This is a genomic window from Aureimonas endophytica, from assembly GCF_014642635.1.
Classification (GTDB): domain Bacteria; phylum Pseudomonadota; class Alphaproteobacteria; order Rhizobiales; family Rhizobiaceae; genus Plantimonas; species Plantimonas endophytica.
Map to the genome: position 1 here is coordinate 105,693 of NZ_BMIQ01000002.1, position 21,454 is coordinate 127,146.

General features: G+C 69.3%; 25 protein-coding genes. 17 read left to right on the forward strand and 8 right to left on the reverse strand.

Going from position 1 to position 21,454, the window contains the following annotated elements:
• Positions 1 to 80 precede the first annotated feature (80 nt).
• The 8 genes from IEY14_RS06800 (at position 81) to yacG (ending at position 4,981) form a co-directional block, all read left to right on the forward strand.
• The gene (locus tag IEY14_RS06800; RefSeq protein ID WP_244639354.1) at positions 81 to 614 is read left to right on the forward strand and encodes a sigma-70 family RNA polymerase sigma factor; all 534 of its coding nucleotides are present in this window, start codon (positions 81 to 83) and stop codon (positions 612 to 614) included.
• Complete coding sequence (locus IEY14_RS06805) at positions 611 to 1,321, forward strand: anti-sigma factor (RefSeq protein ID WP_188907491.1); 711 nt, start codon at positions 611 to 613, stop codon at positions 1,319 to 1,321. The genes IEY14_RS06800 and IEY14_RS06805 overlap by 4 nt, the downstream gene beginning before the upstream one ends.
• Positions 1,322 to 1,426: 105 nt before the next feature.
• On the forward strand, positions 1,427 to 1,972 hold the full coding sequence (locus IEY14_RS06810; protein WP_188907492.1) for a fasciclin domain-containing protein: 546 nt from the start codon (positions 1,427 to 1,429) through the stop codon (positions 1,970 to 1,972).
• A gap of 86 nt (positions 1,973 to 2,058) precedes the next feature.
• Positions 2,059 to 2,217, forward strand: coding sequence for a hypothetical protein (locus IEY14_RS06815; RefSeq protein WP_188907493.1), 159 nt, complete (start codon positions 2,059 to 2,061; stop codon positions 2,215 to 2,217).
• A gap of 187 nt (positions 2,218 to 2,404) precedes the next feature.
• Positions 2,405 to 3,694 (forward strand): UDP-N-acetylglucosamine 1-carboxyvinyltransferase, encoded by a 1,290-nt coding sequence (gene murA, locus IEY14_RS06820; RefSeq protein ID WP_188907494.1) that lies wholly within the window; start codon positions 2,405 to 2,407, stop codon positions 3,692 to 3,694.
• Between the two features lie 210 nt (positions 3,695 to 3,904).
• Entirely contained in the window at positions 3,905 to 4,123 is a 219-nt protein-coding gene (gene infA, locus IEY14_RS06825; RefSeq protein WP_150971899.1) for a translation initiation factor IF-1, read from the forward strand.
• A 13-nt stretch (positions 4,124 to 4,136) separates the two neighbouring features.
• Positions 4,137 to 4,781 (forward strand): Maf-like protein, encoded by a 645-nt coding sequence (locus tag IEY14_RS06830; protein WP_188907495.1) that lies wholly within the window; start codon positions 4,137 to 4,139, stop codon positions 4,779 to 4,781.
• Positions 4,778 to 4,981 carry a DNA gyrase inhibitor YacG gene (yacG, locus tag IEY14_RS06835; protein WP_188907496.1) on the forward strand — a complete coding sequence of 68 codons (204 nt, stop codon included), beginning with the start codon at positions 4,778 to 4,780 and terminating at the stop codon, positions 4,979 to 4,981. Before IEY14_RS06830 ends, yacG begins: the two co-directional genes overlap by 4 nt.
• 20 nt (positions 4,982 to 5,001) lie before the next feature.
• On the opposite strand, the gene IEY14_RS06840 is transcribed toward yacG, so the two are convergent.
• Entirely contained in the window at positions 5,002 to 5,610 is a 609-nt protein-coding gene (locus IEY14_RS06840; protein ID WP_244639355.1) for a transglutaminase-like cysteine peptidase, read from the reverse strand.
• Between the two features lie 295 nt (positions 5,611 to 5,905).
• The gene (locus IEY14_RS06845; RefSeq protein WP_244639356.1) at positions 5,906 to 6,700 is read right to left on the reverse strand and encodes an alpha/beta hydrolase; all 795 of its coding nucleotides are present in this window, start codon (positions 6,698 to 6,700) and stop codon (positions 5,906 to 5,908) included.
• Positions 6,701 to 6,917: 217 nt separating this feature from the next.
• On the opposite strand from IEY14_RS06845, the gene infC reads away from it, so the two are divergent.
• The 5 genes from infC (at position 6,918) to IEY14_RS06870 (ending at position 11,558) form a co-directional block, all read left to right on the forward strand.
• A complete protein-coding gene (infC, locus tag IEY14_RS06850) occupies positions 6,918 to 7,457 on the forward strand; it encodes a translation initiation factor IF-3 (RefSeq protein ID WP_188908077.1) in 540 nt (179 codons plus the stop codon).
• Between the two features lie 202 nt (positions 7,458 to 7,659).
• Positions 7,660 to 7,860, forward strand: coding sequence for a 50S ribosomal protein L35 (gene rpmI, locus IEY14_RS06855; protein WP_188907497.1), 201 nt, complete (start codon positions 7,660 to 7,662; stop codon positions 7,858 to 7,860).
• A gap of 34 nt (positions 7,861 to 7,894) precedes the next feature.
• The gene (rplT, locus tag IEY14_RS06860; protein WP_188907498.1) at positions 7,895 to 8,311 is read left to right on the forward strand and encodes a 50S ribosomal protein L20; all 417 of its coding nucleotides are present in this window, start codon (positions 7,895 to 7,897) and stop codon (positions 8,309 to 8,311) included.
• A gap of 121 nt (positions 8,312 to 8,432) precedes the next feature.
• Positions 8,433 to 9,527 carry a phenylalanine--tRNA ligase subunit alpha gene (gene pheS, locus IEY14_RS06865; RefSeq protein WP_188907499.1) on the forward strand — a complete coding sequence of 365 codons (1,095 nt, stop codon included), beginning with the start codon at positions 8,433 to 8,435 and terminating at the stop codon, positions 9,525 to 9,527.
• A gap of 246 nt (positions 9,528 to 9,773) precedes the next feature.
• Positions 9,774 to 11,558: a putative bifunctional diguanylate cyclase/phosphodiesterase gene (locus IEY14_RS06870; protein ID WP_188907500.1), complete on the forward strand. Its 1,785-nt coding sequence runs from the start codon at positions 9,774 to 9,776 to the stop codon at positions 11,556 to 11,558.
• 21 nt (positions 11,559 to 11,579) lie between these two features.
• On the opposite strand, the gene IEY14_RS06875 is transcribed toward IEY14_RS06870, so the two are convergent.
• The 3 genes from IEY14_RS06875 to IEY14_RS06885 form a co-directional block, all read right to left on the reverse strand.
• The gene (locus tag IEY14_RS06875) at positions 11,580 to 11,981 is read right to left on the reverse strand and encodes a YkvA family protein (RefSeq protein WP_188907501.1); all 402 of its coding nucleotides are present in this window, start codon (positions 11,979 to 11,981) and stop codon (positions 11,580 to 11,582) included.
• 64 nt (positions 11,982 to 12,045) lie between these two features.
• Complete coding sequence (gene thpR / locus IEY14_RS06880; protein WP_188907502.1) at positions 12,046 to 12,645, reverse strand: RNA 2',3'-cyclic phosphodiesterase; 600 nt, start codon at positions 12,643 to 12,645, stop codon at positions 12,046 to 12,048.
• 192 nt (positions 12,646 to 12,837) lie between these two features.
• Entirely contained in the window at positions 12,838 to 13,518 is a 681-nt protein-coding gene (locus IEY14_RS06885; protein WP_188907503.1) for an arylesterase, read from the reverse strand.
• A 52-nt stretch (positions 13,519 to 13,570) separates the two neighbouring features.
• Between IEY14_RS06885 and IEY14_RS06890 the strand changes: the two genes are divergently transcribed.
• The 4 genes from IEY14_RS06890 (at position 13,571) to IEY14_RS06905 (ending at position 18,517) form a co-directional block, all read left to right on the forward strand.
• The gene (locus IEY14_RS06890) at positions 13,571 to 14,269 is read left to right on the forward strand and encodes an ABC transporter ATP-binding protein (protein ID WP_244639358.1); all 699 of its coding nucleotides are present in this window, start codon (positions 13,571 to 13,573) and stop codon (positions 14,267 to 14,269) included.
• Positions 14,266 to 16,863: an ABC transporter permease gene (locus IEY14_RS06895; RefSeq protein WP_373288932.1), complete on the forward strand. Its 2,598-nt coding sequence runs from the start codon at positions 14,266 to 14,268 to the stop codon at positions 16,861 to 16,863. Before IEY14_RS06890 ends, IEY14_RS06895 begins: the two co-directional genes overlap by 4 nt.
• Positions 16,864 to 17,084: 221 nt before the next feature.
• Positions 17,085 to 17,849: a Bax inhibitor-1/YccA family protein gene (locus tag IEY14_RS06900; RefSeq protein ID WP_188907505.1), complete on the forward strand. Its 765-nt coding sequence runs from the start codon at positions 17,085 to 17,087 to the stop codon at positions 17,847 to 17,849.
• A 104-nt stretch (positions 17,850 to 17,953) separates the two neighbouring features.
• Complete coding sequence (locus tag IEY14_RS06905; RefSeq protein ID WP_188907506.1) at positions 17,954 to 18,517, forward strand: GNAT family N-acetyltransferase; 564 nt, start codon at positions 17,954 to 17,956, stop codon at positions 18,515 to 18,517.
• Here the strand turns inward: IEY14_RS06905 and IEY14_RS06910 are convergent.
• The 3 genes from IEY14_RS06910 to IEY14_RS06920 form a co-directional block, all read right to left on the reverse strand.
• Positions 18,490 to 19,356 carry an amino acid ABC transporter permease gene (locus IEY14_RS06910; protein WP_244639359.1) on the reverse strand — a complete coding sequence of 289 codons (867 nt, stop codon included), beginning with the start codon at positions 19,354 to 19,356 and terminating at the stop codon, positions 18,490 to 18,492. The genes IEY14_RS06905 and IEY14_RS06910 overlap by 28 nt on opposite strands.
• Entirely contained in the window at positions 19,353 to 20,153 is an 801-nt protein-coding gene (locus IEY14_RS06915; protein ID WP_188907507.1) for a transporter substrate-binding domain-containing protein, read from the reverse strand. Before IEY14_RS06915 ends, IEY14_RS06910 begins: the two co-directional genes overlap by 4 nt.
• Positions 20,154 to 20,226: 73 nt before the next feature.
• Complete coding sequence (locus IEY14_RS06920) at positions 20,227 to 21,405, reverse strand: GGDEF domain-containing protein (RefSeq protein ID WP_188907508.1); 1,179 nt, start codon at positions 21,403 to 21,405, stop codon at positions 20,227 to 20,229.
• Positions 21,406 to 21,454: the final 49 nt, after the last annotated feature.

Here is a 21,454-nt window from a genome sequence, read left to right on the forward strand (position 1 = left end):
GCGCGGGCGCTGTTCGGCTGCGGGGCAGGGGATGGGGAGCCGCGCGCGGGATCGTGACGCCTGACGAGGGACGGACAATCTTGGCGGGGCGCCTCCGGGCGGTCGCGCGGGGCGATCGCGCCGCGCTCGGCGATGTTTATCGCCTCACCTCCGCGAAGCTTTTCGGCGTGATCCTGCGTATCTTGTCCGACAGGGACGAGGCCGAGGACGTGCTGCAGGAAGTCTATCTCACCGTCTGGAACAAGGCGGACCGCTTCGACGAGGGCCGCGCCAGTCCCATCACCTGGCTCGTCGCCATCGCCCGCAACCGCGCCATCGACCGGCTGCGCAGCCTCGGGCCGCGCCGGGCCGGCGAGCGGCCGGCGGAGGAGGCGGAAGCCGTCGCGGATGGCGGCCCCGGTCCGCTCATCGCGCTGGAGGAGAGCGACGAGGCGCGACGGCTGCTCGCCTGTCTCGAAACCGTCGAGGCGCGGGCGCGGGGCGCCATCGTCGCCGCCTTCTACGAGGGGCGCACCTACGAGGATCTGGCGCGGGCCGGCGGCCTGCCGCTCGGCACGATGAAGAGCCTCATCCGCCGCGCCCTCCTGCGCCTCCGGGGATGCCTCGAGGCATGAGCGACTTCTCTCCTTCCCCCGAGGACGAGGACGACCTCCGCGCCGCCGAACATGCGCTCGGGCTCGGCGAGGCCGGCGAGCGCCGCCGCCTTGCGCGGCGCCTGCGCGACGACGCCGATTTCCGGCGCCGGGTCGAGACCTGGGAGGCGCGTCTGGCGCCGCTCCTCGCCGGCGTTTCGCCCGTCGAGGCGCCGCCGGGCGTGCTGGCGCGCGTCGAGGCGGAGCTCGACCAGGCGGCGAGGGCGCGGCCGGCGCCCGCCAACGACAATCGCGCGCTCCTCGCCTGGAAATGGTTCGGCCTCGGCTCCTTCGGCCTCCTCGCCGCCAGCCTGGTGATGCTCTTCGTCCTCGTCTCGAACCCGCCGGGCGCCGGGCCGCAGATGACGGCGGTGATCGCCTCCGACGGCGGACCGGCGCTCTATGCCGCCGTGATCGACGCCCGCACGGGCCAGGCGACGCTGATCCCGGTCGGCGTGCCGGCGGCCGGCGATCCGGCCCATGCGCACGAGCTCTGGGCGATCCTGCCCGGCGGCGAGCCGCGCTCGCTAGGCGTCATGCCGCCGGGCGGGGCGATGCGCCTCGTCCTGCCGCCCGGCACGGTGGCCGGCGACATGACGCTGGCGATCTCGCTGGAGCCGCCCGGCGGCTCGCCGACCGGCAAGCCGACCGGGCCGGTGATGGGCACGGGCGCGGTGCAGGGCATCTGACGCGGGGCCGCGAAAAAATTTCGTGTCGCGCCTGCATCCGCCGCCCGCCCCCGATCCGTAGCTCCCGCACCTCGCCAGGATGGACGAGGCAACGGGAGACTGACAATGAAACTCGTGACATCCGCCGCGGCCGCCCTCGTCGCTGCCTCCGTCGCCTTCTCGGCTCCGGCTTTCGCGCAGGTCATGGTCGGCGGCGCGCCGATGTACGCCTCGAAGACGATCGCCGAGAACGCCCCGAACGCCCCGAACCTCACGACGCTCGTCGCGGCGGTGAAGGCGGCGGGCCTCGTCGACACGCTGGCCGGCAAGGGCCCCTTCACCGTCTTCGCGCCGACCAATGCCGCCTTCAAGAAGCTGCCGGCCGGCACGGTCGACACCTTGGTGAAGCCGGAGAACAAGGAAAAGCTCACCCAGATCCTCACCTACCATGTCGTTTCCGGCGACTATTCGGCGAAGGAACTGAAGGCCGGCGCCATGAAGAAGGGCGGCATGAAGCTGACCACGGTGGAAGGCGAGCCGCTGACGGTGAAGATGAGCAAGGGCAAGCTCGTGGTGGTCGACGCCAAGGGCGGCATGAGCACGATCCAGACGCCGGACGTGAAGCAGAAGAACGGCGTGGTGCATGTCGTCGGCTCGGTGCTGATGCCGTAAGGCCGAAGACGCCTCTCTTCCAAGCTTTCGGCGAGGCCGCCGCTTCCTGCGTTGAAGCGGCGGCCTCGGCCGTTTAACGAAGCGGCATGGGCAAGCTCTTCGCGCTTCTTCTGCTTCTGGCGATGCTGCTGCATATCCTGCGGCCGCTCGGCCTGCCGGGCCTCCGGCGGCGCGGCGACGCCTGGAAGATCGCGCTCGTCGCCCTCTTCGTCTTCGGGCTGACGGCGCTGATCCGCCCCCATTGAGGGCATTTCCGCTATCTGAAGGCCGAGCCACAATTTTTCCGGAAATCGCGCCGATTTGAATGTCGCCGCCGCGTGGTGTAGGGGACCCGCTTCGACGAAGCCGCGCGCCTTTGGGGCTGTGACCGCGGCCGAGAGAACGCAGCGCCGGCGCCCCGCGTCCGCCGCCGCCGAGGGGCTGGACGAACGCATGGATCGCATCCGCATCAGGGGCGGCAACACGCTTGCCGGAACCATTCACATCTCGGGCGCCAAGAACGCGGCGCTGCCGCTGATGATCGCCTCGCTTCTGACCGACGACACGCTGACGCTGGAGAACGTGCCGCATCTCGCCGATGTCGAGCAGCTGATCCGCATTCTCGGCAATCACGGCGTCGACTATTCGGTGAGCGGCAAGCGCGTTGGCCAGAACGGCGCCAGCGGCCGCACCATCCATTTCACCGCCCGCACCATCGTCGACACGACGGCGCCCTACGAGCTCGTCTCCAAGATGCGGGCGAGCTTCTGGGTGATCGGGCCGCTACTCGCCCGCTGCCACGAGGCGCGCGTCTCGCTGCCGGGCGGCTGCGCCATCGGCACGCGGCCGGTCGATCTGTTCATCGAGGGCCTCACGGCGCTCGGCGCCCGGATGGAGATCGAGAACGGCTATATCGTCGCCAAGGCGCCGGGCGGCCTTGTCGGCAACCGCTATGTCTTCCCGAAGGTCTCGGTCGGCGCGACCCATGTGATGATGATGGCCGCCTCGCTCGCCAAGGGCGAGACGCTGATCGAGAATGCCGCGCGCGAGCCGGAAGTCGCCGACCTCGCCGCCTGCCTCAACGCGATGGGCGCGCGGATCGAGGGCGCCGGCACGAGCACCATCCGCATCGAGGGCGTCACCTCCCTCTCCGGCGCGCGCCACCGCGTCCTGCCGGACCGGATCGAGACCGGCACCTATGCCATGGCGGTGGCGATGACGGGCGGCGACGTGACGTTGGAGGGCACGCGGCCGGATCTTCTGGAAAACGCGCTCGGCGCGTTGCGCGAGGCCGGGGCCGAGATCCTCGAGGCGCCGAACGGGCTGCGCGTGCGCCGCAACGGCAACGGGCTCCAGCCGGTCGATGTCGTCACCGATCCGTTTCCGGGTTTCCCGACCGATCTCCAGGCGCAGTTCATGGCGCTGATGACCCGCTCCTCCGGCGTCTCGCACATCACCGAGACGATCTTCGAGAACCGCTTCATGCATGTGCAGGAACTGGCCCGGCTCGGCGCCCGGATCTCGCTGGCCGGCCAAGTGGCGCGGATCGAGGGCGTGCCGCGCCTCGCGGGAGCGCAGGTGATGGCGACGGACTTGCGCGCCTCGGTCTCGCTCGTCATCGCAGGGCTCGCGGCCGAGGGCGACACCTTCGTCAACCGCGTCTATCATCTCGATCGCGGCTTCGAGCGGCTCGAGGAGAAGCTCGGCAATTGCGGCGCCGAGGTCGAGCGCCTGTCGAGCTGACGGCGGCCCGGCCCGGCGATCGATGGCGGCCCGCCCTTGCCGAAGGGCGGGCGGCGCCCGATTTTATGGTGACCTTCCCGACGCGCCGCTTGCTTTTTCGCCGCGAAGCGCCGATGGAGGACCGCTCTAGCGAATGACGGGCGCCGCGAGGCGGCACGCGGGCAGCCGTCTGGCGCCCGGTGCGTCATCCGCATCCACGAAGGATCATCGATGCCGAAAGAAGAAGTTCTCGAATTTCCGGGCACCGTGACCGAGCTTTTGCCGAACGCGACGTTCCGGATCAAGCTCGAGAACGACCACGAGATCATCGCGCATACGGCCGGCCGCATGCGGAAGAACCGCATCCGCGTGCTGACCGGCGACAAGGTGCTCGTCGAGATGACGCCCTACGATCTCACCAAAGGCCGTATCACCTACCGCTTCAAGTGAGCCGGGCCCGCCGATGGCGCTGAGCCCCCGACTCGTCCTCGCCTCCGGCTCGCCCCGGCGGCTGGAACTCCTGGCCCAGGCCGGCATCGAACCCGAGCAGCTCCTGCCGGCCGATGTCGACGAGACGCCGGAGCGTTCCGAACATCCTCGCTCGCTCGCCCGCCGGCTCGCCCGGCAGAAGGCCGACCGCGCGCGCTTCGTGCTGGCCGAGCGCGACGAGCTCGAAGGCCGCCTGATCCTCGCCGCCGACACGGTGGTGGCCGTCGGACGCGAGATCCTGCCGAAGGCGGAGCTCGAGGACGACGCGATCGCCAATCTGCGCATCCTGTCCGGGCGCATGCATCGCGTCTTCACCGGCCTTTGCGCCATCGGTCCCGGCTCCGACCGCCACCGGCTGCGCGTCGTCGAATCGCGCGTGCGCTTCAAGCGCCTGTCGCGCGAGGACATGGATTTCTACATCGCCTCCGGCGAATGGCGCGGCAAGGCCGGCGGCTATGCGATCCAGGGCATCGCAGGCAGCTTCGTCGTGCGCCTCATCGGCTCCTACACGAATGTGGTGGGGCTGCCGCTCTACGAGACGGTGTCGCTGCTCGGCGGGCTCGGTCTCGACATCCATGGACGGACCCGCGCCCCGGTGCCGGAGACGGCGGCGACGTGAGCGCCGATCCGAAGGTCACGCCGCTTCGCCCGAAGCGGATCTGTCCCGAATGCGGCCGGCCGTCCGACCGGGCGAGCTATCCCTTCTGCTCGCCGCGCTGCAAGGCGGTGGATCTCAATCGCTGGCTGTCCGGCACCTATGTCATTCCCGGCCCGGTATCCGAGGAGGCGCTGCCCGGCGAGGACGACGACGGGCGCTAGCCCGCCTCGCGCCGTCGCCTCTACTGCTTCACCGCGCCGACCGCGACATCGGCATCGTTGACGATCGCCAGCCAGACATTCGGATCGGCCGTGCTCTGCCGCTTGACGTAGGTGTAGCTCGTGTCGCTCCAGAGCCGGACATCCGGGTCGAGATTGTCCAGCACATAGTCGCCGCTGGTGGTGCGCACCGTCAGGATCGCATGGCCCTCGCCATTGCGCTTGTGGACGACGGTCATGAGAAGATCGGCGATCGGCACGCCGGCGGCATGCAGTTCCTTGCGCTTCTCCAGGGCGAAGTCCTCGCAGTCGCCCTTGTCCTTGGGATAGGTCCAGCGTTCCTCGACACCGTAGAGCTCGCGATCGGTGACCGGCTGCACCGCGCGGTTGACCTTGCGGTTCACCGCGTCGACGGCGGCCATGAAGGCCGGCGTCGCCGAACGGGGCGAGGAGCCCTCCGCCGGCCGCGCCGCGCAGTCGGGGGCGAATTCCCGGCAGAACATGATCCAGCCGATGGGCGTGGTCGTCGCCTTGCCGACCGGCATCGCATTGGCCGGCGTGCCGGCCGCGAGGCTGGCCCCGGATGCCAGGCAAAGAAAGAGCGCCAGTGCGGCGCGAAACGCGCGGCCCATTCCCAACTTTTCCCTCTCCGCCAAGCCGGCGGTATCGTGCGGCTGATGGCGTCGATCGTGGGTGCATTGCGAAAGAGTGTCAATGTCGGGAGCGGCCGCAGGCGGGCCGATCGTCCGGCTCCGCTCCAGCCTCGCGCCCGTTCCTGCCGGGATGGTGGGAGGCGCGTCCTCTGGTGTTCGAGGAAAAGGCTATATCCAACAATGGGATGGAGGGAGTCGTCTCGACCTTGTGTCGTTACGGCAACAAGGCCGAGACGCTTTCAAAAAATTTTTTCGAACAGGGAACAAAACCGCTTCACGCGTTTTGTGTTCGCCCAATGAGGTCGAGGGCGGCCGCTTCGATGCGTTCGAGATCGGCCTCGCGCGAAAGGCGATGGTCGCCGCCGGGGATGAGCGTCAGCGTCACCGCCTCGCCCGGCAGGCAGGCGACGAGATCGATGGCATGGGCGGCCGGCACGTCGGGATCGGCGGTGCCCTGCAGGATGTGGACGGGGCAGGGAACGTCGATCGGCCCGGTCATCAGGAGGTTCCGGGCGCCGTCCTCGATGAGCGCGCGCGTATAGATGTTCGGCGCGTCGGAATAGGCGGAGGGCTCGGTGCAGAAGCCTTGGGTCTCCAGATCGGCACGTTGCGCCGGGCTGAGGGCGGGCTCGACGAGGCGCCGGGTGAAATCCGGCGCCGGCGCGAGGAGCAGGAGGCCGCGCAGCCGCCCGTCGCCGCGCGCCGCCGCCTCGCGGGCGAGAAGAAGCGCGATCCAGGCGCCCATGGAGGAGCCGACGAGGATCAGCGGTCCGTCCGTTGCGGCGGCGATCGCTGCCTTCGCGTCCTCCAGCCAGAGCGAGATCGTGCCGTCCTCAAAGCGGCCGCCCGATTCGCCATGGCCGGAATAGTCGAAGCGGCAGAAGCCGAGGCCCTCCCGCGCGGCCAGGGCCGACAGGCGCTCGGCCTTGGTGCCGCGCATGTCCGAACGGTAGCCGCCGAGCCAGACGAGGCTGGGCGCCGCTCCGGCGAAGGATCGGACCGCGATGGCCCGCGGCGCGGCGCCCGGGCCGGCCGCGACGAAGCGCGGCGGCGGAAGAAGATCGGTCAAAAAGGCGGCTCCCTTGCGAAAACTGACGGCGATCGCTCCCTCGCGAGGTGAATTCGCCGCGTCAACATGCTATATTCGATCTTGACGCGGGCATATTCCCATCCCGTCCTGGCGCGAACCGCTTCGTGATCGCGTGCCGCCAGGGCGTTCGGGAACCGAAGCCCCGTGTGGGAAAGTTTCGTTAGAAGACCATCGTCAACAACCGGAGAAGACGACCATTCGCAGACCGTTCCGCGCCCCGCCCGTCCAGAAGGAAGGGCCGCGCTCCAACCGGGAAATCCGAATTCCCTTCGTGCAGCTCATCGACGCGGAGGGCAAGAATCACGGGCAGACGGCGACGGCCGACGCGCTCGCGATGGCCGAGGAGGCCGGGCTCGATCTCGTCGAGATCGTGCCGAACGCCAATCCGCCCGTGTGCAAGATCCTCGATCTCGGCAAGCTGAAATACGAGGGCCAGAAGAAGGCGTCCGAACAGCGGAAGCGTCAGAAGGTCATCGAGGTCAAGGAGATCAAGATGCGCCCGAACATCGACGACCACGACTACGAGACGAAGATGAAGGCCGTGCGCCGCTTCTTCGAGGAGGGCGATAAGGTCAAGGTGACGCTGCGCTTCCGGGGCCGCGAGATGGCGCACCAGGAGCTCGGCATGGAGCTTCTGAACCGCGTGCGCGAGGAAACGGCCGAAGTCTCCAAGGTCGAGGCGGAGCCGAAGCTTGAAGGCCGCCAGATGATGATGGTGCTCGCGCCGCGCCATTGACGGGTGCTGCCCGGCCGCCGCGCCGGGCTTGCCTTTCGCGGCGGCCTCCGCTATGAGCCGCCCGTTGAACGAGCCGGCCGGCAGGGCATGCCGAGCCGGCTCCTAACGCTGACCGCGATCCCCAGAGTTTCATCGACTTCGGGAGCGCTCCGCGCCGAGGCGCGGAGGGTTTGTCGCGGCATCCTGTTCCAAGGAGAGCAAAATGCCCAAGATGAAGACCAAGGCGGCCGCCAAGAAGCGGTTCCGCTTCACCGCCAATGGCCATGTGAAGGCCGGCCCCGCCGGCAAGCGCCATGGCATGATCAAGCGCTCCAACGACTTCATCCGGGACTCGCGCGGCACGATGCTGCTGTCGAAGGCCGACGAGAAGATCGTCAAGGTTTACATGCCCTACAACCGCTGAGCGGTCGGGCGTTTCAGAGATCAGGAGCTAGATCATGGCACGAGTGAAGCGGGGCGTCGTCGCGCACGCCAAGCACAAGAAGGTTCTGGAGCAGGCCAAGGGCTTCCGGGGCCGCCGCAAGAACACCATCCGCGCCGCCAAGGCGGCCGTCGACCGCGCCAAGCAATATGCGACGCGCGACCGGCGCACCAAGAAGCGCAATTTCCGCGCTCTCTGGATTCAGCGCATCAATGCCGGCGTGCGGGCTCACGGCCTGACCTATGCCCGGTTCATCGACGGTCTCGCCAAGAGCGGCATCGAGGTCGACCGCAAGGTCCTGTCCGACATCGCGATCCACGAGCCGGAGGCTTTCGCCGCCCTCGTCGCCTCCGCGAAGAAGGCGCTCGACTATCTGAAGGACCAGGCGCCGAACGCCTACGAGTCCGCGGTCGGCGAGAAGCAGGCGGCCTGATCTGCCCTTTCTTCTGCGACAGTCACGCCGAAAGGCCCGCCGGCTCAAGCCGCGCGGGCCTTTCGCGTTTCAGGGCTTTTCATTCGCCGAACGGGGCGATAGGGCTCGCGCGAGCGAGGGAATGGAGATCGACGTGACCGATCTGGACGGGCTGGAAGCGCGCTATGCGGCGGAGATCGCGGCGGCCGGCGACGAGGCGGCGCTGGAGGCCGTGCGGCTTGCCGCGCTCGGCAAGAAGGGCGAGATCTCCGAACTCCTGAAGGGACTCGGCCGGATGGAGGCCGAGGCGCGGCGCGAGGCCGGGCCGAAGCTCAACGGCCTGCGCGACCGCGTCGCCGGGGCGCTGGCCGAGCGGCGCGAGGCGCTGGCCGACGCGGCGATCGCGGCGCGGCTCGAGGCCGAGCGCGTCGACGTCACGCTGCCCGTCCGCGCCAATCCGGCGGCGCGCGGCCGCATCCATCCGATCAGCCAGGTGGTGGACGAGATCACCGCGATCTTCGCCGATATGGGCTTCTCGGTGGCCGAGGGGCCGGACATCGAGACCGACCGCTACAATTTCACGGCGCTGAACTTCCCCGAGGGCCATCCGGCCCGCGAGATGCACGACACCTTCTTCCTGCCGCCCGATGCCGCGGGCGAGCGCAAGGTGCTGCGCACCCATACCTCGCCCGTGCAGATCCGCACCATGGAGGCGGTGAAGCCGCCGATCCGCATCGTCATTCCGGGCAAGACCTACCGGCAGGATTCCGACGCGACCCACACGCCGATGTTCCATCAGGTCGAGGGTCTCGTGGTCGACAAGACCGCCACTGTCGCCAACATGAAATGGGTGCTGACGGAGTTCTGCAAGGCCTTCTTCGAGGTGCCCTCGCTCAACATGCGCTTCCGGCCGAGCTTCTTCCCCTTCACCGAACCCTCGATGGAGGTCGACATCCAGTGCGACCGCTCGGGCGCCGAGGTGCGCTTCGGCGAGGGCTCGGATTGGATGGAGATCCTCGGCTGCGGCATGGTCCATCCGAACGTGCTCGCCGGTGTCGGGCTCGATCCGAACGAGTATCAGGGCTTCGCCTGGGGCATGGGCATCGACCGCATCGCCATGCTGAAATACGGCATGCCGGACCTGCGCGACTTCTTCGAGGCGGATCTGCGCTGGATCGAGCATTACGGTTTCCGGCCGCTCGATGTGCCGACCTTGTTCGGCGGCCTCAGCAGCTGAGCGGGCCGCACCGCTGATCGAAATGCGGGCATGCCGCTGCCCGCACCCTTTCAGAACTGCCGCCTCCTTGCGCAGGTGAACCGCTCGGAAAGGTTGTTCGTAGCGTTCCCGGCCGCCCGCCCATCGGAAGGGGCGTGAATTAACCAAGTCGCAAGGCGCCGCTCGCAGTGTCGCCCGCGACGATGCCGGCGCGGCTTCTCGCCACAAGGGGCGAAGGTTCGGGCGTAGGCCGTCAGGAGACGACCGATGCCCACGACCCGCAGGGCGCCCGACGCCGGCGATGCCGCTTCCGATCCGGGCAAGGCCTCCGTCCGGCGCCTGCGCCAGACCGCCGAGCGGCTGACGCTGGAACAGTCGGCGGCCGGGGCGAGCGAGCTGACCGAGCAGAACCGCCGCTTCGAGGCGGCGCTCGCGAATATGAGCCAGGGCCTCTGCATGTTCGATGCCGAGTCCCGGCTCGTCGTCTGCAATCATCGCTATCACGAGATCTTCGGCCTCGCGCCGGGCGAACTCGCCTTCGGCATCACGCAGGACGACCTCTGCCGCATCCTGATCGCCAAGGGCTTCTATCCGCCGAGCGTGACGCCCGAGAGCATCCGCGAGAGCACGCGCGTCGCCCTCCTCGACGGCGACGGGCTGCCGGTGCTGCGCGAGCTCGCCGATGGCCGCGTCATCGCCATCCGCTATCGCTCGATGGAGGGCGGCGGCTGGGTCTCGACCTTCGAGGACATCACGGCGCAGCGGCGCAACGAGGCGCGCATCGCCCATCTCGCGCGGCACGACGCGCTGACCGACCTGCCCAATCCCCGCACGCTGCGGGAAGAGGGGCGGGCGCTGGCGCTGCGGGCCGACCGCCGGGAGATCGCCGCCTATTACTTCGATCTCGACCGCTTCAAGCTGGTCAACGACACCTATGGCCATGGCGTCGGCGACGAATTGCTGCGCGCCGTCGCCGACCGGCTGCGGGCCGCTCTCGGCGCGGCGGACGGCATCGTCGGCCGGCTCGGCGGCGACGAATTCGCGCTCTTGCGCCTCGTTCGGAGCGAAGCCGAGGCCGAGGCCTTCGCCGAGGCGCTGCTTGCGGCGATCGTCCGTCCCTATGCGCTCAGCTGCGGCCGGCTCGACGCGGGCGTCAGCATCGGCGTCGCGCTCCGCCGGGCAGGCGCGGCGGAGGATGTCGAGACATTGCTGCAGAATGCCGATCTCGCGCTGCGCCACGCCAAATCCAACGGACGCGGCACCGTGCATCTCTTCGATCCGGCCCTGTCGGAGGCGGCCCGCCAACGCCGGGTCCTGGAGGCCGAGCTGCGCACCGCGCTCGCCGAGAACCAGTTCGAGCTGCACTACCAGCCGCTGGTCGAACTCGGCGGCCAGCGGACCGTGGGGGTGGAGGCGCTGCTGCGCTGGCGCCACCCGGAACGCGGCCTCGTCTCGCCGGTGCTCTTCATCCCCCTCGCGGAGGAGATGGGCTTCATCGTGCCGCTCGGCGACTGGGTGATCCGCCAGGCCTGCCGCGATGCCGCGAAATGGCCGGACCATGTGGTCGTCGCGGTCAACGTCTCCGGGATCCAGCTGCACCAGAAGGGTTTCGCCGCCTCGGTCCTCGCGGCCCTGCGCGAGGCCGGGCTGGCGCCCGGTCGCCTGGAGGTCGAGATCACGGAAAGCGTCCTCATCGACGAGAGCGAGGCGAGCCTCGACAATCTGGAGACGCTGCGCGCGGCCGGCATCCGCTTCGCGATGGACGATTTCGGCACCGGCTATTCCTCGCTCAGCTATCTCCGGCGCTTCCCGATCGACAAGATCAAGATCGACCGGTCCTTCATGAAGGACGCGCAGACGAATGCCGACGCGCTGGCGATCATCCGCGCCATTGCCGGGCTCGGGGCGAGCCTCGGCATCACGACGCTGGTCGAGGGGGTGGAAACGGAGGAGCAGCTCGGCATCGCCAGGGCCGAGGGCATCGACCAGGTCCAGGGCTACCTATTCAGCCGCCCGCAGCCGAAGGCCGAGATCGAGGGCAAGCTCGGCTGAGGGCGCCGCCCGGCGATAGCGTCATTCCGCCGGAGGCGGCTCGACCTTGCCGAGCGTCTCGCGCGCCTTGGCGTAATGTTCCGGGCGGATATTGGTCTGCACGGCGCGGAAGGCGGCGAGAAGCACGGCCGCGTCGTCGGTGAAGCCGAGGCCGAGGATGAAGTCCGGCACGATGTCGAAGGGCATGACGAAATAGGCGAGGGCGGCGAGAAGCACGCCCTTCGTCGCCGTCGGCGTCTGGGGATCCAGCGCGCAATGATAGGAGGCGACCACATCCTCCATGAAGGGGACGTGGCGCAGGGCCCGGCGCATCGTATCCAGAAACGAGGCGCGCACCCGTGCTTCCTGTTCCGCCTGCTCGTCCGGTCGGGCCGGTGTCAGGATGGTGCCGAGGCGGTCCTTCACGATGTCGAGCGCCGTCATGTCCTTCCGCCTCCTCGCGCGGTCGCGGAAGAGATGGCGTCGCCCGACCCCTTCAGCAAGTCGTTCAGCGCCAGAGCGCGGCGGCTGGGGCGGGCATCGGCGCGCCGCTGCCGATCTCCTGCCGCTGGCGGAGCGTGAGGTCGAAGGCCTCCTCGACGAGATAGGGTCCGCCGCCGACCGAATCCTTGGAGGAGAAGAGCACGAAGCGGCCGACGCGGAAGGGGGCGGAGCGGAAATCGCCGCGCCCGGCGAGATAGCGCGCCACGTCCTCCACTTTCGGCTGGCGCAGGCGCGCCAGCGTCACATGGGGGGTGAACTTCTTGGCGTCCGGCGCGAGGCCGATCCGCCGCAGCGCGCGATCGACATCGCCCTGCAGCGCTTCGAGGGCCGGGCTCGGCGCGACGCCGGCATAGATCGAATGCGGCTTCTTCGAGCCGAAGGCGTCGAGGCCGAGAAGCTGGAGGTCGAAGGGCGCCGCCTCGATCCTGTCGAGCGCCGCCACGGCCTCGTCGGCGAAGCGCGCCTCGACATCGCCGATGAAGCGCAGGGTCAGATGGTAGTTCTCGGGATCGATCCAGCGGGCGGCGGGCAGGCCGCCGCGCAGGAGCGCGAGCCGCATGGCCGCATCGCGGGAGATTTCGAGGGCAACGAACAATCGCGGCATGGGGAAACTCCGTCGATGCCGAAAGGGCGGGCGAACCCGCCGAGGAGCGAGCCGTTCGAGGGGCTCACCAAAAGAGAGGATAGGGCAGCTCGCCTGCGTGGGGATGAATCCCCGCAATCCCCAAATCGTTCATGCACAACATATTGGGCCTTCGTCTGTCGTGAGAGCGGTCTTTTGCCGTAGCGGAAGCCATCATCCTTGGTGCGGCACGACGCCGGCCGCCTTCAACTCCTCCTCCACCAGGGGCAGGAGGCGCTGGACGATCAGGGCGACGCCCGCCTTGGTCGGGTGCATGCCATCCGCCTGGTTGAGGCCGCGCTCGCCCGCGACGCCGTCGAGGAAGAACGGATAGAAGGCGACGCCGTAGCGCTGCGCGAGGCGCGGATAGATCGGATTGAACGCCGCCGCATAGTCCTCGCCCATATTCGGCGGCGCCAGCATGCCGGCGAAGAGGGTGCGGGTGCCCCGCGCCTTCAGCTTTTGCAGCATCTCATCGAGATTGGCTTCGGTGATCTGCGGCGTGATGCCGCGCAGCGCGTCGTTGGCGCCGAGTTCGAGGATGACGAGCGTCGCGCTCGGCGGCACCGACCATTCGAGCCGCTGGAGGCCGCCGGTCGTCGTGTCGCCGGACACGCCGGCATTGGCGACGGTCACGGCATAGTTCTTCGCCGTCAGTGCCGCCTGGAGCTGTTCGGGAAAGCTCTCGCCTGGCCCGACGCCGAAGCCGGCGGACAGGCTGTCGCCGAAGGCGACGATCTCGGCGGGTTTCGCCTCCTCCGCCCTGGCGCCGGCACTCGCCGCGAGGAATAACAAAGCCGTCACTGCGGCGCGGAAAGCTTGGAAGCGATGCGTCATCGGCCCATATCCCGGCATGTCGCGCCGGCGATTCGCCGGCTTCTGCCCGGCATATAGGAACGATCCCCGCGTGACCGAATCCGCGATCCGTCTCGAAGACGTGCATCTGACCCTCGGGCAGGGCGCGACGGCCGTGCATGTCCTCAAAGGCGTCGGCCTGGCGGTCGGACGCGGCGAGTCCGTCGGCATCGTCGGCCCTTCCGGTTCGGGCAAGTCGACGCTGCTCATGGTGCTGGCGGGGCTGGAGCGGGCCGATCGCGGCCTCGTCGAGATCGCCGGCACGGCGCTCGGCCCCTTGAGCGAGGACGCGCTCGCCGCCTTCCGGGGCCGCAATATCGGCATCGTCTTCCAGTCCTTCCATCTCATCCCCAACATGACCGCGCTGGAGAATGTCGCGGTGCCGCTGGAACTGGCCGGCCGCGCCGACGCCTTCGCGCGGGCGGAGGCGGAGCTCGGCAATGTCGGGCTCGGCCATCGCCTGCGCCACTATCCGGGCGAATTGTCGGGCGGCGAGCAGCAGCGCGTCGCGATCGCCCGGGCGCTGGCGCCCGAGCCGGCGATCCTCATCGCCGACGAGCCGACCGGCAATCTCGACGGCGAGACCGGCCGGCAGATCGCCGACCTCCTCTTCGCCGAACAGGCCCGGCGGCGGATGACGATGGTGCTGGTGACGCACGACCCCGTGCTGGCCGCGCGCTGCCGGCGCGAGGTGCGCGTCGCCTCCGGCCTCGTCGCGGCGCCTCGCCCGGCGGACGCCCTTTCGGCATGAGCGTCCTGTCGGAAGCCCGGACGGCGACGGGCGCCGCAGCGGCCGAACGGGGCCGGCGGTTCGCCACCTTACGGCTCGCCCTGCGCTTCGCGCTGCGCGAGATGCGCGGCGGCCTGAAGGGCTTCGCCATCTTCCTCGCCTGCATCATGCTCGGCGTCGCCGCCATCGCGGCGGTGAATTCCGTCGCCGCCATGATGACGGGCGCGATCGCCGGCGAGGGGCGCGCCATTCTCGGCGGCGACGTGCGCTTCAATCTCGTGCAGCGGCCGGCGAGCGCCGAGGAGCGCGCCTATCTGGACTCGCTCGGCGCCGTCGCCGAGACGATCTCCATGCGCTCGATGGTGCGCCCGGCCGTCGGCGGCGGCGATCCGGCGCTGGTTGAACTGAAGGCCGTCGACGGCGCCTATCCGCTCTATGGCCGCGTCGCCTCGACGCCGGCCGAGCCGCTGCCGGCGCTTCTCGCCGCGCCGAGCGGCCGTTTCGGGGCGCTGGCGGCGCCCGAGCTCTTCGAGCGGATGAATCTGAAGCCCGGCGCGGTGCTGAAGCTCGGACGCGCCGAAATCGTCCTGACCGGCGTGCTCGACCGCGAGCCCGATGCCCTGTCGGACGGCTTCAACTTCGCGCCGCGCCTTCTCGTCGATCGCGCGGCGATCGAGGCGACCGGCCTCCTCCAGCCCGGCAGTCTCTACGAATACGACTATGGCGTCCGGCTGGCGCAGCCGGTCCATTCGAAGGATCTCACCGAGGCCGCCAATGCCCGCTTTCCGTCCGCCGGCTGGAACATCCGCACCTCGGACCGCGCGGCGCCCTCGCTCCAGCGCAATATCGAGCGCTTCAGCCAGTTCCTGACGCTGGTCGGCCTCACCGCGCTGATCGTCGGCGGCGTCGGCGTCGCCAATGCGGTCGGCGCCTATCTCTCCGCCAAGCGCGGCGTGATCGCCACCTTCAAGAGCCTTGGCGCCGGGGGCGGCTTCGTCGTCACCGTCTATCTCGTGCAGATCATGCTGCTCGCCGGGCTCGGCATCCTGGCCGGCCTCGTCCTCGGCGCCGTCGCGCCCTTCGCCACGGCGGGCCTCGTCAGCGCCTTCCTGCCGATCGCGGCCGAGCCCGGCTTCTATCCCGGCGCCCTTCTCATCGCCGCGCTGTTCGGCCTCCTGACCGCGCTCGCCTTCGCGCTGGTGCCGCTCGGGCGGACGCGCGACGTGCCGGCGACGGCCCTCTTCCGCGACATTTCCGGCGGCGCGGCCCGCCGCCCGCGCCTCGTCTATCTCGGCGCGGCGGCGCTCCTGGCGCTCGCCATCGCGGCCCTCGCCCTTGCGATGGCCGACGACCGCAAGGTGGCCGGCATCTTCCTGCTCGCGACCGGCATCGCCTTCCTGATCCTGCGCGGCGTCGCCTTCGTCATCGAGCGTCTCGCCAAGGCGGCGCGGCCGCCGAGGATCGTGGCGCTGCGCCTCGCGCTCGCCAATATCCATCGGCCCGGCGCGCTCACCGCGTCCGTCACCCTGTCGCTCGGGCTCGGCCTCACGCTGCTCGTCGCGCTCGCCACCATCGACACCGATCTCCGGCGCGAGATTGCCGGCAATCTCGCCGAGCGCGCCCCGGACTTCTTCTTCGTCGACATCCGCAACGACGGCATCGACGCCTTCCGCCAGCGCATCGCCGAACTGGCCCCCGGCGGCACGCTGGAGGCGGCGCCTATGCTGCGCGGGCGCATCACCCGGCTGAACGGCATCGAGGCGGCGAAGGTGAAGGTGCCGCCGGAGGGCGCCTGGGTGCTGCGCGGCGATCGCGGCATCACCTATGCCGACGCAGTGCCGAAGAATTCTCGGCTGACGGAAGGCGACTGGTGGCCGAAGGACCATGCCGGCGAGCCGCTCGTCTCCTTCGCCGCCGAACAGGCGAAGCAGCTCGGCCTGACGCTCGGCGACACGATCACGGTCAACGTTCTCGGCCGCGACATCACCGCGCGCATCGCCAATCTGCGCAGCGTCGAATGGGAATCGCTCGGCATCAATTTCGTGATGGTCTTCTCGCCGAACGCCTTCGCCGGGGCGCCGCATGCCTGGTTGGCGACGCTGGCGATCCCGGACGCCACGCCGGCGGTGGAGAAGGCGGTGCTGAACGGCGTCGCCGACAGCGATCCGGCGGTGACCACGGTGCGGGTGCGCGACGCGCTGAATGCCGTGAACCGGCTGGTGGAACAGCTCGCCATCGCCATCCGCGCGGCGGCGGCCGTCGCGCTCGTCGCCTCGGTTCTCGTCCTGTCCGGCGCGCTCGCCGCCGGCAACCGCCGCCGCATCCACGACGCGGTGGTGCTGAAGACGCTGGGCGGCACGCGGCGCCTGCTGATCGCCAGCTACTGCGCCGAATACCTGCTGCTCGGCCTCGCGACGGCGGGCTTCGCCATCGGCGCCGGGGCGCTCGCCGCCTGGTACGTCGTGGCGCGGATCATGGCCTTGCCCTTCCATTTCGACTGGGGCATCGCCCTGGCGACGCTTCTCGCCGCGCTGGTGCTGACGGTCGGCATCGGTCTTGCCGGCACCTGGCGCGTCCTCGGGCAGAAGGCGGCGCCCGTGCTGCGCGAACTCTGACGCCGTTCCCGTCTCACGGCAAAGTGATCCTCCGCGCGGCGAGATGACGCGAAATTAACCGCGGAAACAGAAGGGGCGACTTACCTGCCCTTGTGCGGCTCGCGCGCCGATCGCATATTTTCGGGCGAGGCATGCTGGGCGTCCCGCCAGCGGCGCCTCGGTCGACGTGCCAGACACGGACCGGACACCGGACGGGACACGCAGAAAAGGGAAGTCATTCGATGGCTGACAATCGCAACTGGGGCGCGCAAAGCGTTCCCGCAGCCGGGTCGAGGGTGGACGTCACCATCGACCAGGGCCTGCGCACATACATGCTCAAGGTCTACAATCTCATGGCGGCGGGCCTCGCCATCACGGGTGTGGCCGCCTACGGCCTGTTCTCGGCATCCGTCGTGACGAACGGCGCCGGCGACATCGTCGGTCTGACCGGTCTCGGCCAGGCGGTGTTCGCCTCGCCGCTGAAATGGGTGCTGATGCTGGCCCCGCTCGCCGCCGTGTTCTTCCTGTCGTTCCGCATCGAGCGCATGAGCGTTTCCGCCGCGCAGATGACCTTCTGGGTCTATGCGGCGCTAGTCGGCCTGTCGCTGTCGACCGTGTTCCTGGTCTTCACGCAGGAATCGATCGTCCAGGTGTTCTTCATCACCGCCGCCTCCTTCGGCGCGCTGTCGCTCTTCGGCTACACGACGAAGCGCGATCTCAGCGGGATGGGCTCCTTCCTGTTCATGGGTCTCATCGGCGTCGTGCTCGCCTCGATCGTCAACATCTTCCTGGCGTCCAGCGCGCTCGCCTTCGCCATCTCGGTGATCGGCGTTCTGGTCTTCGCGGGCCTCACCGCCTACGACACCCAGAAGATCAAGGAGATGTACTACGAGGGCGACGGCTCGGTGGTGATGGGTCGCAAGGCGATCATGGGCGCGCTCGCGCTCTATCTCGACTTCATCAACATGTTCATGTTCATGCTCCAGTTCTTCGGCGATCGTCGCTGATCGACCGAGGTTTCGGACGGATCGGGGCGCCCCAACGGGCGCCCTTTTCTTTTGCGCGGCGCCTTGCCAAACAGGGCGATCCGCCGAACCCTGCCGATGATCCGATGAACGCCTACACGATCCGCGCCGCCACCCTTGCCGACGTCCCGGCCATTGCCGCCGTCTACGAGCATGCCGTGCTGCACGGCACCGCCACCTACGAACTCGTGCCGCCGCCGCTCGCCGAGATGGAGGCGCGCTTCCGGGCCGTCACCGGCGACGGCTATCCCTATATCGTCGCCGAGGATGGCGAGGGCCGGCTCCTCGGCTATGCCTATGGCAGCGCCTTCCGCACCCGCCCGGCCTATCGCTGGTCGGTCGAGGATTCGGTCTATCTGGAGCCGGCGGCGCAGGGGCGCGGCATCGGCCTCGCGCTTCTCCTGCGCCTCGTCGAACTCTGCACCGAGCTCGGCTTCCGCCAGATGATCGGCGTCATCGGCGGCTCGGACCACCAGCCCTCGATCCGCATCCACGAGAAGGCGGGCTTCCGCCATCTCGGCATCATGGAAGCCTCCGGCTTCAAGTTCGGCCGGTGGATCGACACGGTGCTGATGCAACTGCCGCTCGGCGAGGGGCGCTCGACCCTGCCGGACGAGACGGCCTATCCCGGCACGCTCCTCAAGGGCTGAGCCTCGCGGCCTCGCCGCCCGCGCGCCAGCCGCCGCTCCAGGGCGCGCGCCGCGAGGGACACCGAGACGGTGACGAGAAGATAGAGATAGGCGAGCACCGAATAGGTCTCGAAGAAGCGGAAGGAGCCGGAGGCATAGACCTTGCCCATCTGCGTGATGTCGGCGACGCCGAGCACGGAGACGAGCGAGGAATCCTTCACCATCGAGACGAGATCGTTGGCGAGCGGCGGCAGGACGGTGCGCACCGCCTGGGGCAGGACGATGAGGCGCAGCCGGGCGAAGGACCCGAGGCCGAGCGCCTTCGCCGCCTCGATCTGGCCCTCCGGCACGGCCTCGATGCCGGCGCGGAAGATCTCGGCGAGGAAGGCCGAATAGGCGATCACCAGCGCGATCACGGCGCGCGCCATCAGCGAGACGTCGCGCACCGTCAGCGGCGCCAGGAGGCCCGCCTTCGACAGGGGCGCGGTCACGGCGTTCCAGCTGGTGACGAAGGCCGGCGCGCCGACGAAGGCGATCCAGAAGAGCAGAACGAGGAGCGGCACGCCGCGCACCAGCTCGACATAGAGGCGGGCGCCGTTGCGGATGACGCGGTTCCGCGCCCGCCCCGCCAGCGCGACGAAGAGGCCGAGCGCGGCGGCCCCGGCAAAGGCGAGGACGGTGACGGCGAGCGTCGTGCCGAGCCCGGCCGCGAGGATCGTCGCGATCTGCCGCCAGGACGAATCGAGCGCGAGGACGAGGGCGATGCCGAGCGCCGCGACGGCCAGCGCCGCCAGCCACCACGGGAAGTCGGGATCGGCGAGGCGGTGCCGCAGGCCTCGCCGCGGCGAGGTGCCCGTCACTGACCCATCTTGTAGTCCAGGAACCACTTCCTCGTCAGAGCCTCGAAGGTGCCGTCCGCCTTCAGCGCGGCGATCGCGGCATCGACCGGCGCGACGAGATCCGAGCCCTTCGGGAAGATGAAGCCGAAATCCTCCGCGCCGAGCGGGCCGCCGACGAGCTTCAGCCCGCCGCCGGACGCCTCCACATAGCCGCGTCCGGCGGTGCCGTCCGTCAGCACCATGTCGATATCGCCGGTCTTCAGCGCCTGGACCTGCGCGCCGAAGGTCTCGAACAGCTTGATGCGCGGATTCTGCTCGTTGCCGTCCAGCACCTCGTAGGCGGCGGTATAGAAGGGCGTGGTGCCGGGCTGCGCGCCGATCAGCCCCTTGTCGAAACCCTTGAACGAGGCGGCGTCGGTGAAGCGCGTCTCGTCGCCGCGCACCAGCATGAACATTTCCGAGCGCATATAGGGATCGGAGAAGTCGACCTTCTCCTTGCGGTCGTCGCGGATGGTGATGCCGGTCATGCCGATATCGTATTGCCCGGACGACACGGCGCCGATCATCGCGTCCCAGGAGGCGTTGGCATAGGCGAGCCTGAAGTTCAGGCGCTTCGCGATCTCGCCCATCGCGTCATATTCCCAGCCGATCGCCGCGCCGCTCTTCGGATCGACGAATTGCAGCGGCGGATAGGCGTTCTCGGTGACGACCGTCACCTCGCGGCCCTTGAGATCGGGCAGGGCGGGGGCGGCGGAGGCGGGAACGGCGGCCGCGAAGGACGCGGCGAGAGCGGCGAGAAGAAGCTGGCGGCGATGCAAGGGGCGGGCTCCGGGCGGCGAGACGCCGCAGAGTGTCATGGCCCGTGCCGCGATGCAAAAGCGAGGCGGAGCGTCAAGCGCTGTTGGCGGCGACGATCCCCAGGGGCACCTGCGGCGCTTCGGGCGCCAGCACGACCTGGTTCCGCCCCTGCGCCTTGGCGAGATAGAGCGAGCGGTCGGCGCGCGAGATCGCGTCGTAGAGCGAGCGGTCGCCGTCGCGCGCGCCGGACACGCCGAAGCTCGCCGTCAGGCGCCGGTCGACGCCCTCGCGCCGCCAGTCGCGGCCCTCGAAGGCGAGACGCAGCGCCTCGGCGAGACCGAGGGCCTGTTCCGGGGCTTCCGGCACGAAGAGGATGAATTCCTCGCCGCCGAAGCGCGCCACGAGCGCCCCTCGCGGCAGGCGGCTCTGCATGGTCTCGGCGAGCGCGACGAGCACGCGGTCGCCCGTCGCATGGCCGTAGGTGTCGTTGACCGACTTGAAATGGTCGATGTCGCAGACGATCATCGAGCCGCCCCGTTCGGCCTCGCCTTCCATCAGCGCCGTCACCCGGCTGAAGCCGCGCCGGTTGAGAAGGCCGGTCAGGGGATCCTGTTCGGCGGCGTCGCGATAGGTCACGATGATATCGATGCCCATCGCCGCGAGGGCGACGAGGGCGAAGACGATGCCGAGCGCGCCGGCGCTCGCCTGCATCATGAAGGCGTAGCTGGTGCTCTCGAAAGTCGCCAGCGTCGCCTCGCCCATGAAGAAGCTCGTGAAGACGATGCTGCGGACCATCGTGTCGAAGATGACGAGGCCGGTGACGACGAGAAGCGCGGCGTCGACGGAATGCCGGGCGCGGCGCCAGACGAAGGCGAGCGGCACGGCGATCAGCAGCGAGCAGGCGGTGTCGTGCAGGAGAAGCTCGGCCTTGAGGCTCGTCGCCACCACCACGGCATAGGCGACCGCGACGAAGCTCGCCCCCGTGAAGAGCGCGAAGCCGGCGCGATGGGTCGGCCGCTGGAAATGGACCAGCAGACCCTGCCCGAAGAGGAAGAAGCCGGCGAGATAGAAGGCGTCGATCGCGAGCGTCGGATCGGCGACCCGCATTTCCCCCGCCAGGATCGGCAGGAAATAGGCGAAGCCGAGCGCGATATAGCCGCCGCCCATCAGCCGGGCGGCCCGGGAGCCGTAGCGGGCGATCACGAGGAACGCCATGCCGAAGGCGAATGCCATCGTCGGCAGCAGAAAGGCGAAGCTCGCCCACGCGTCCATGATCGACCTCGAAGGACCGGCTCGCTCCGCAAGGGCGCGCGCAACATGA

Bases quoted from the DNA above. Each gene is read 5' to 3' on its own strand.
- IEY14_RS06905 (WP_188907506.1), top strand. From the start codon at position 17,954: ATGAACGCCTACACGATCCGCGCCGCCACCCTTGCCGACGTCCCGGCC.
- IEY14_RS06900 (WP_188907505.1), top strand. From the start codon at position 17,085: ATGGCTGACAATCGCAACTGGGGCGCGCAAAGCGTTCCCGCAGCCGGG.
- IEY14_RS06815 (WP_188907493.1), top strand. From the start codon at position 2,059: ATGGGCAAGCTCTTCGCGCTTCTTCTGCTTCTGGCGATGCTGCTGCAT.
- IEY14_RS06805 (WP_188907491.1), top strand. From the start codon at position 611: ATGAGCGACTTCTCTCCTTCCCCCGAGGACGAGGACGACCTCCGCGCC.
- thpR (WP_188907502.1), bottom strand. From the start codon at position 12,645: ATGCCGCGATTGTTCGTTGCCCTCGAAATCTCCCGCGATGCGGCCATG.
- murA (WP_188907494.1), top strand. From the start codon at position 2,405: ATGGATCGCATCCGCATCAGGGGCGGCAACACGCTTGCCGGAACCATT.
- IEY14_RS06840 (WP_244639355.1), bottom strand. From the start codon at position 5,610: ATGGGCCGCGCGTTTCGCGCCGCACTGGCGCTCTTTCTTTGCCTGGCA.
- pheS (WP_188907499.1), top strand. From the start codon at position 8,433: ATGGAGATCGACGTGACCGATCTGGACGGGCTGGAAGCGCGCTATGCG.
- rpmI (WP_188907497.1), top strand. From the start codon at position 7,660: ATGCCCAAGATGAAGACCAAGGCGGCCGCCAAGAAGCGGTTCCGCTTC.
- IEY14_RS06810 (WP_188907492.1), top strand. From the start codon at position 1,427: ATGAAACTCGTGACATCCGCCGCGGCCGCCCTCGTCGCTGCCTCCGTC.
- IEY14_RS06920 (WP_188907508.1), bottom strand. From the start codon at position 21,405: ATGGACGCGTGGGCGAGCTTCGCCTTTCTGCTGCCGACGATGGCATTC.
- IEY14_RS06895 (WP_373288932.1), top strand. From the start codon at position 14,266: ATGAGCGTCCTGTCGGAAGCCCGGACGGCGACGGGCGCCGCAGCGGCC.
- IEY14_RS06875 (WP_188907501.1), bottom strand. From the start codon at position 11,981: ATGACGGCGCTCGACATCGTGAAGGACCGCCTCGGCACCATCCTGACA.
- rplT (WP_188907498.1), top strand. From the start codon at position 7,895: ATGGCACGAGTGAAGCGGGGCGTCGTCGCGCACGCCAAGCACAAGAAG.
- IEY14_RS06830 (WP_188907495.1), top strand. From the start codon at position 4,137: ATGGCGCTGAGCCCCCGACTCGTCCTCGCCTCCGGCTCGCCCCGGCGG.
- IEY14_RS06870 (WP_188907500.1), top strand. From the start codon at position 9,774: ATGCCCACGACCCGCAGGGCGCCCGACGCCGGCGATGCCGCTTCCGAT.
- IEY14_RS06885 (WP_188907503.1), bottom strand. From the start codon at position 13,518: ATGCCGGGATATGGGCCGATGACGCATCGCTTCCAAGCTTTCCGCGCC.
- infA (WP_150971899.1), top strand. From the start codon at position 3,905: ATGCCGAAAGAAGAAGTTCTCGAATTTCCGGGCACCGTGACCGAGCTT.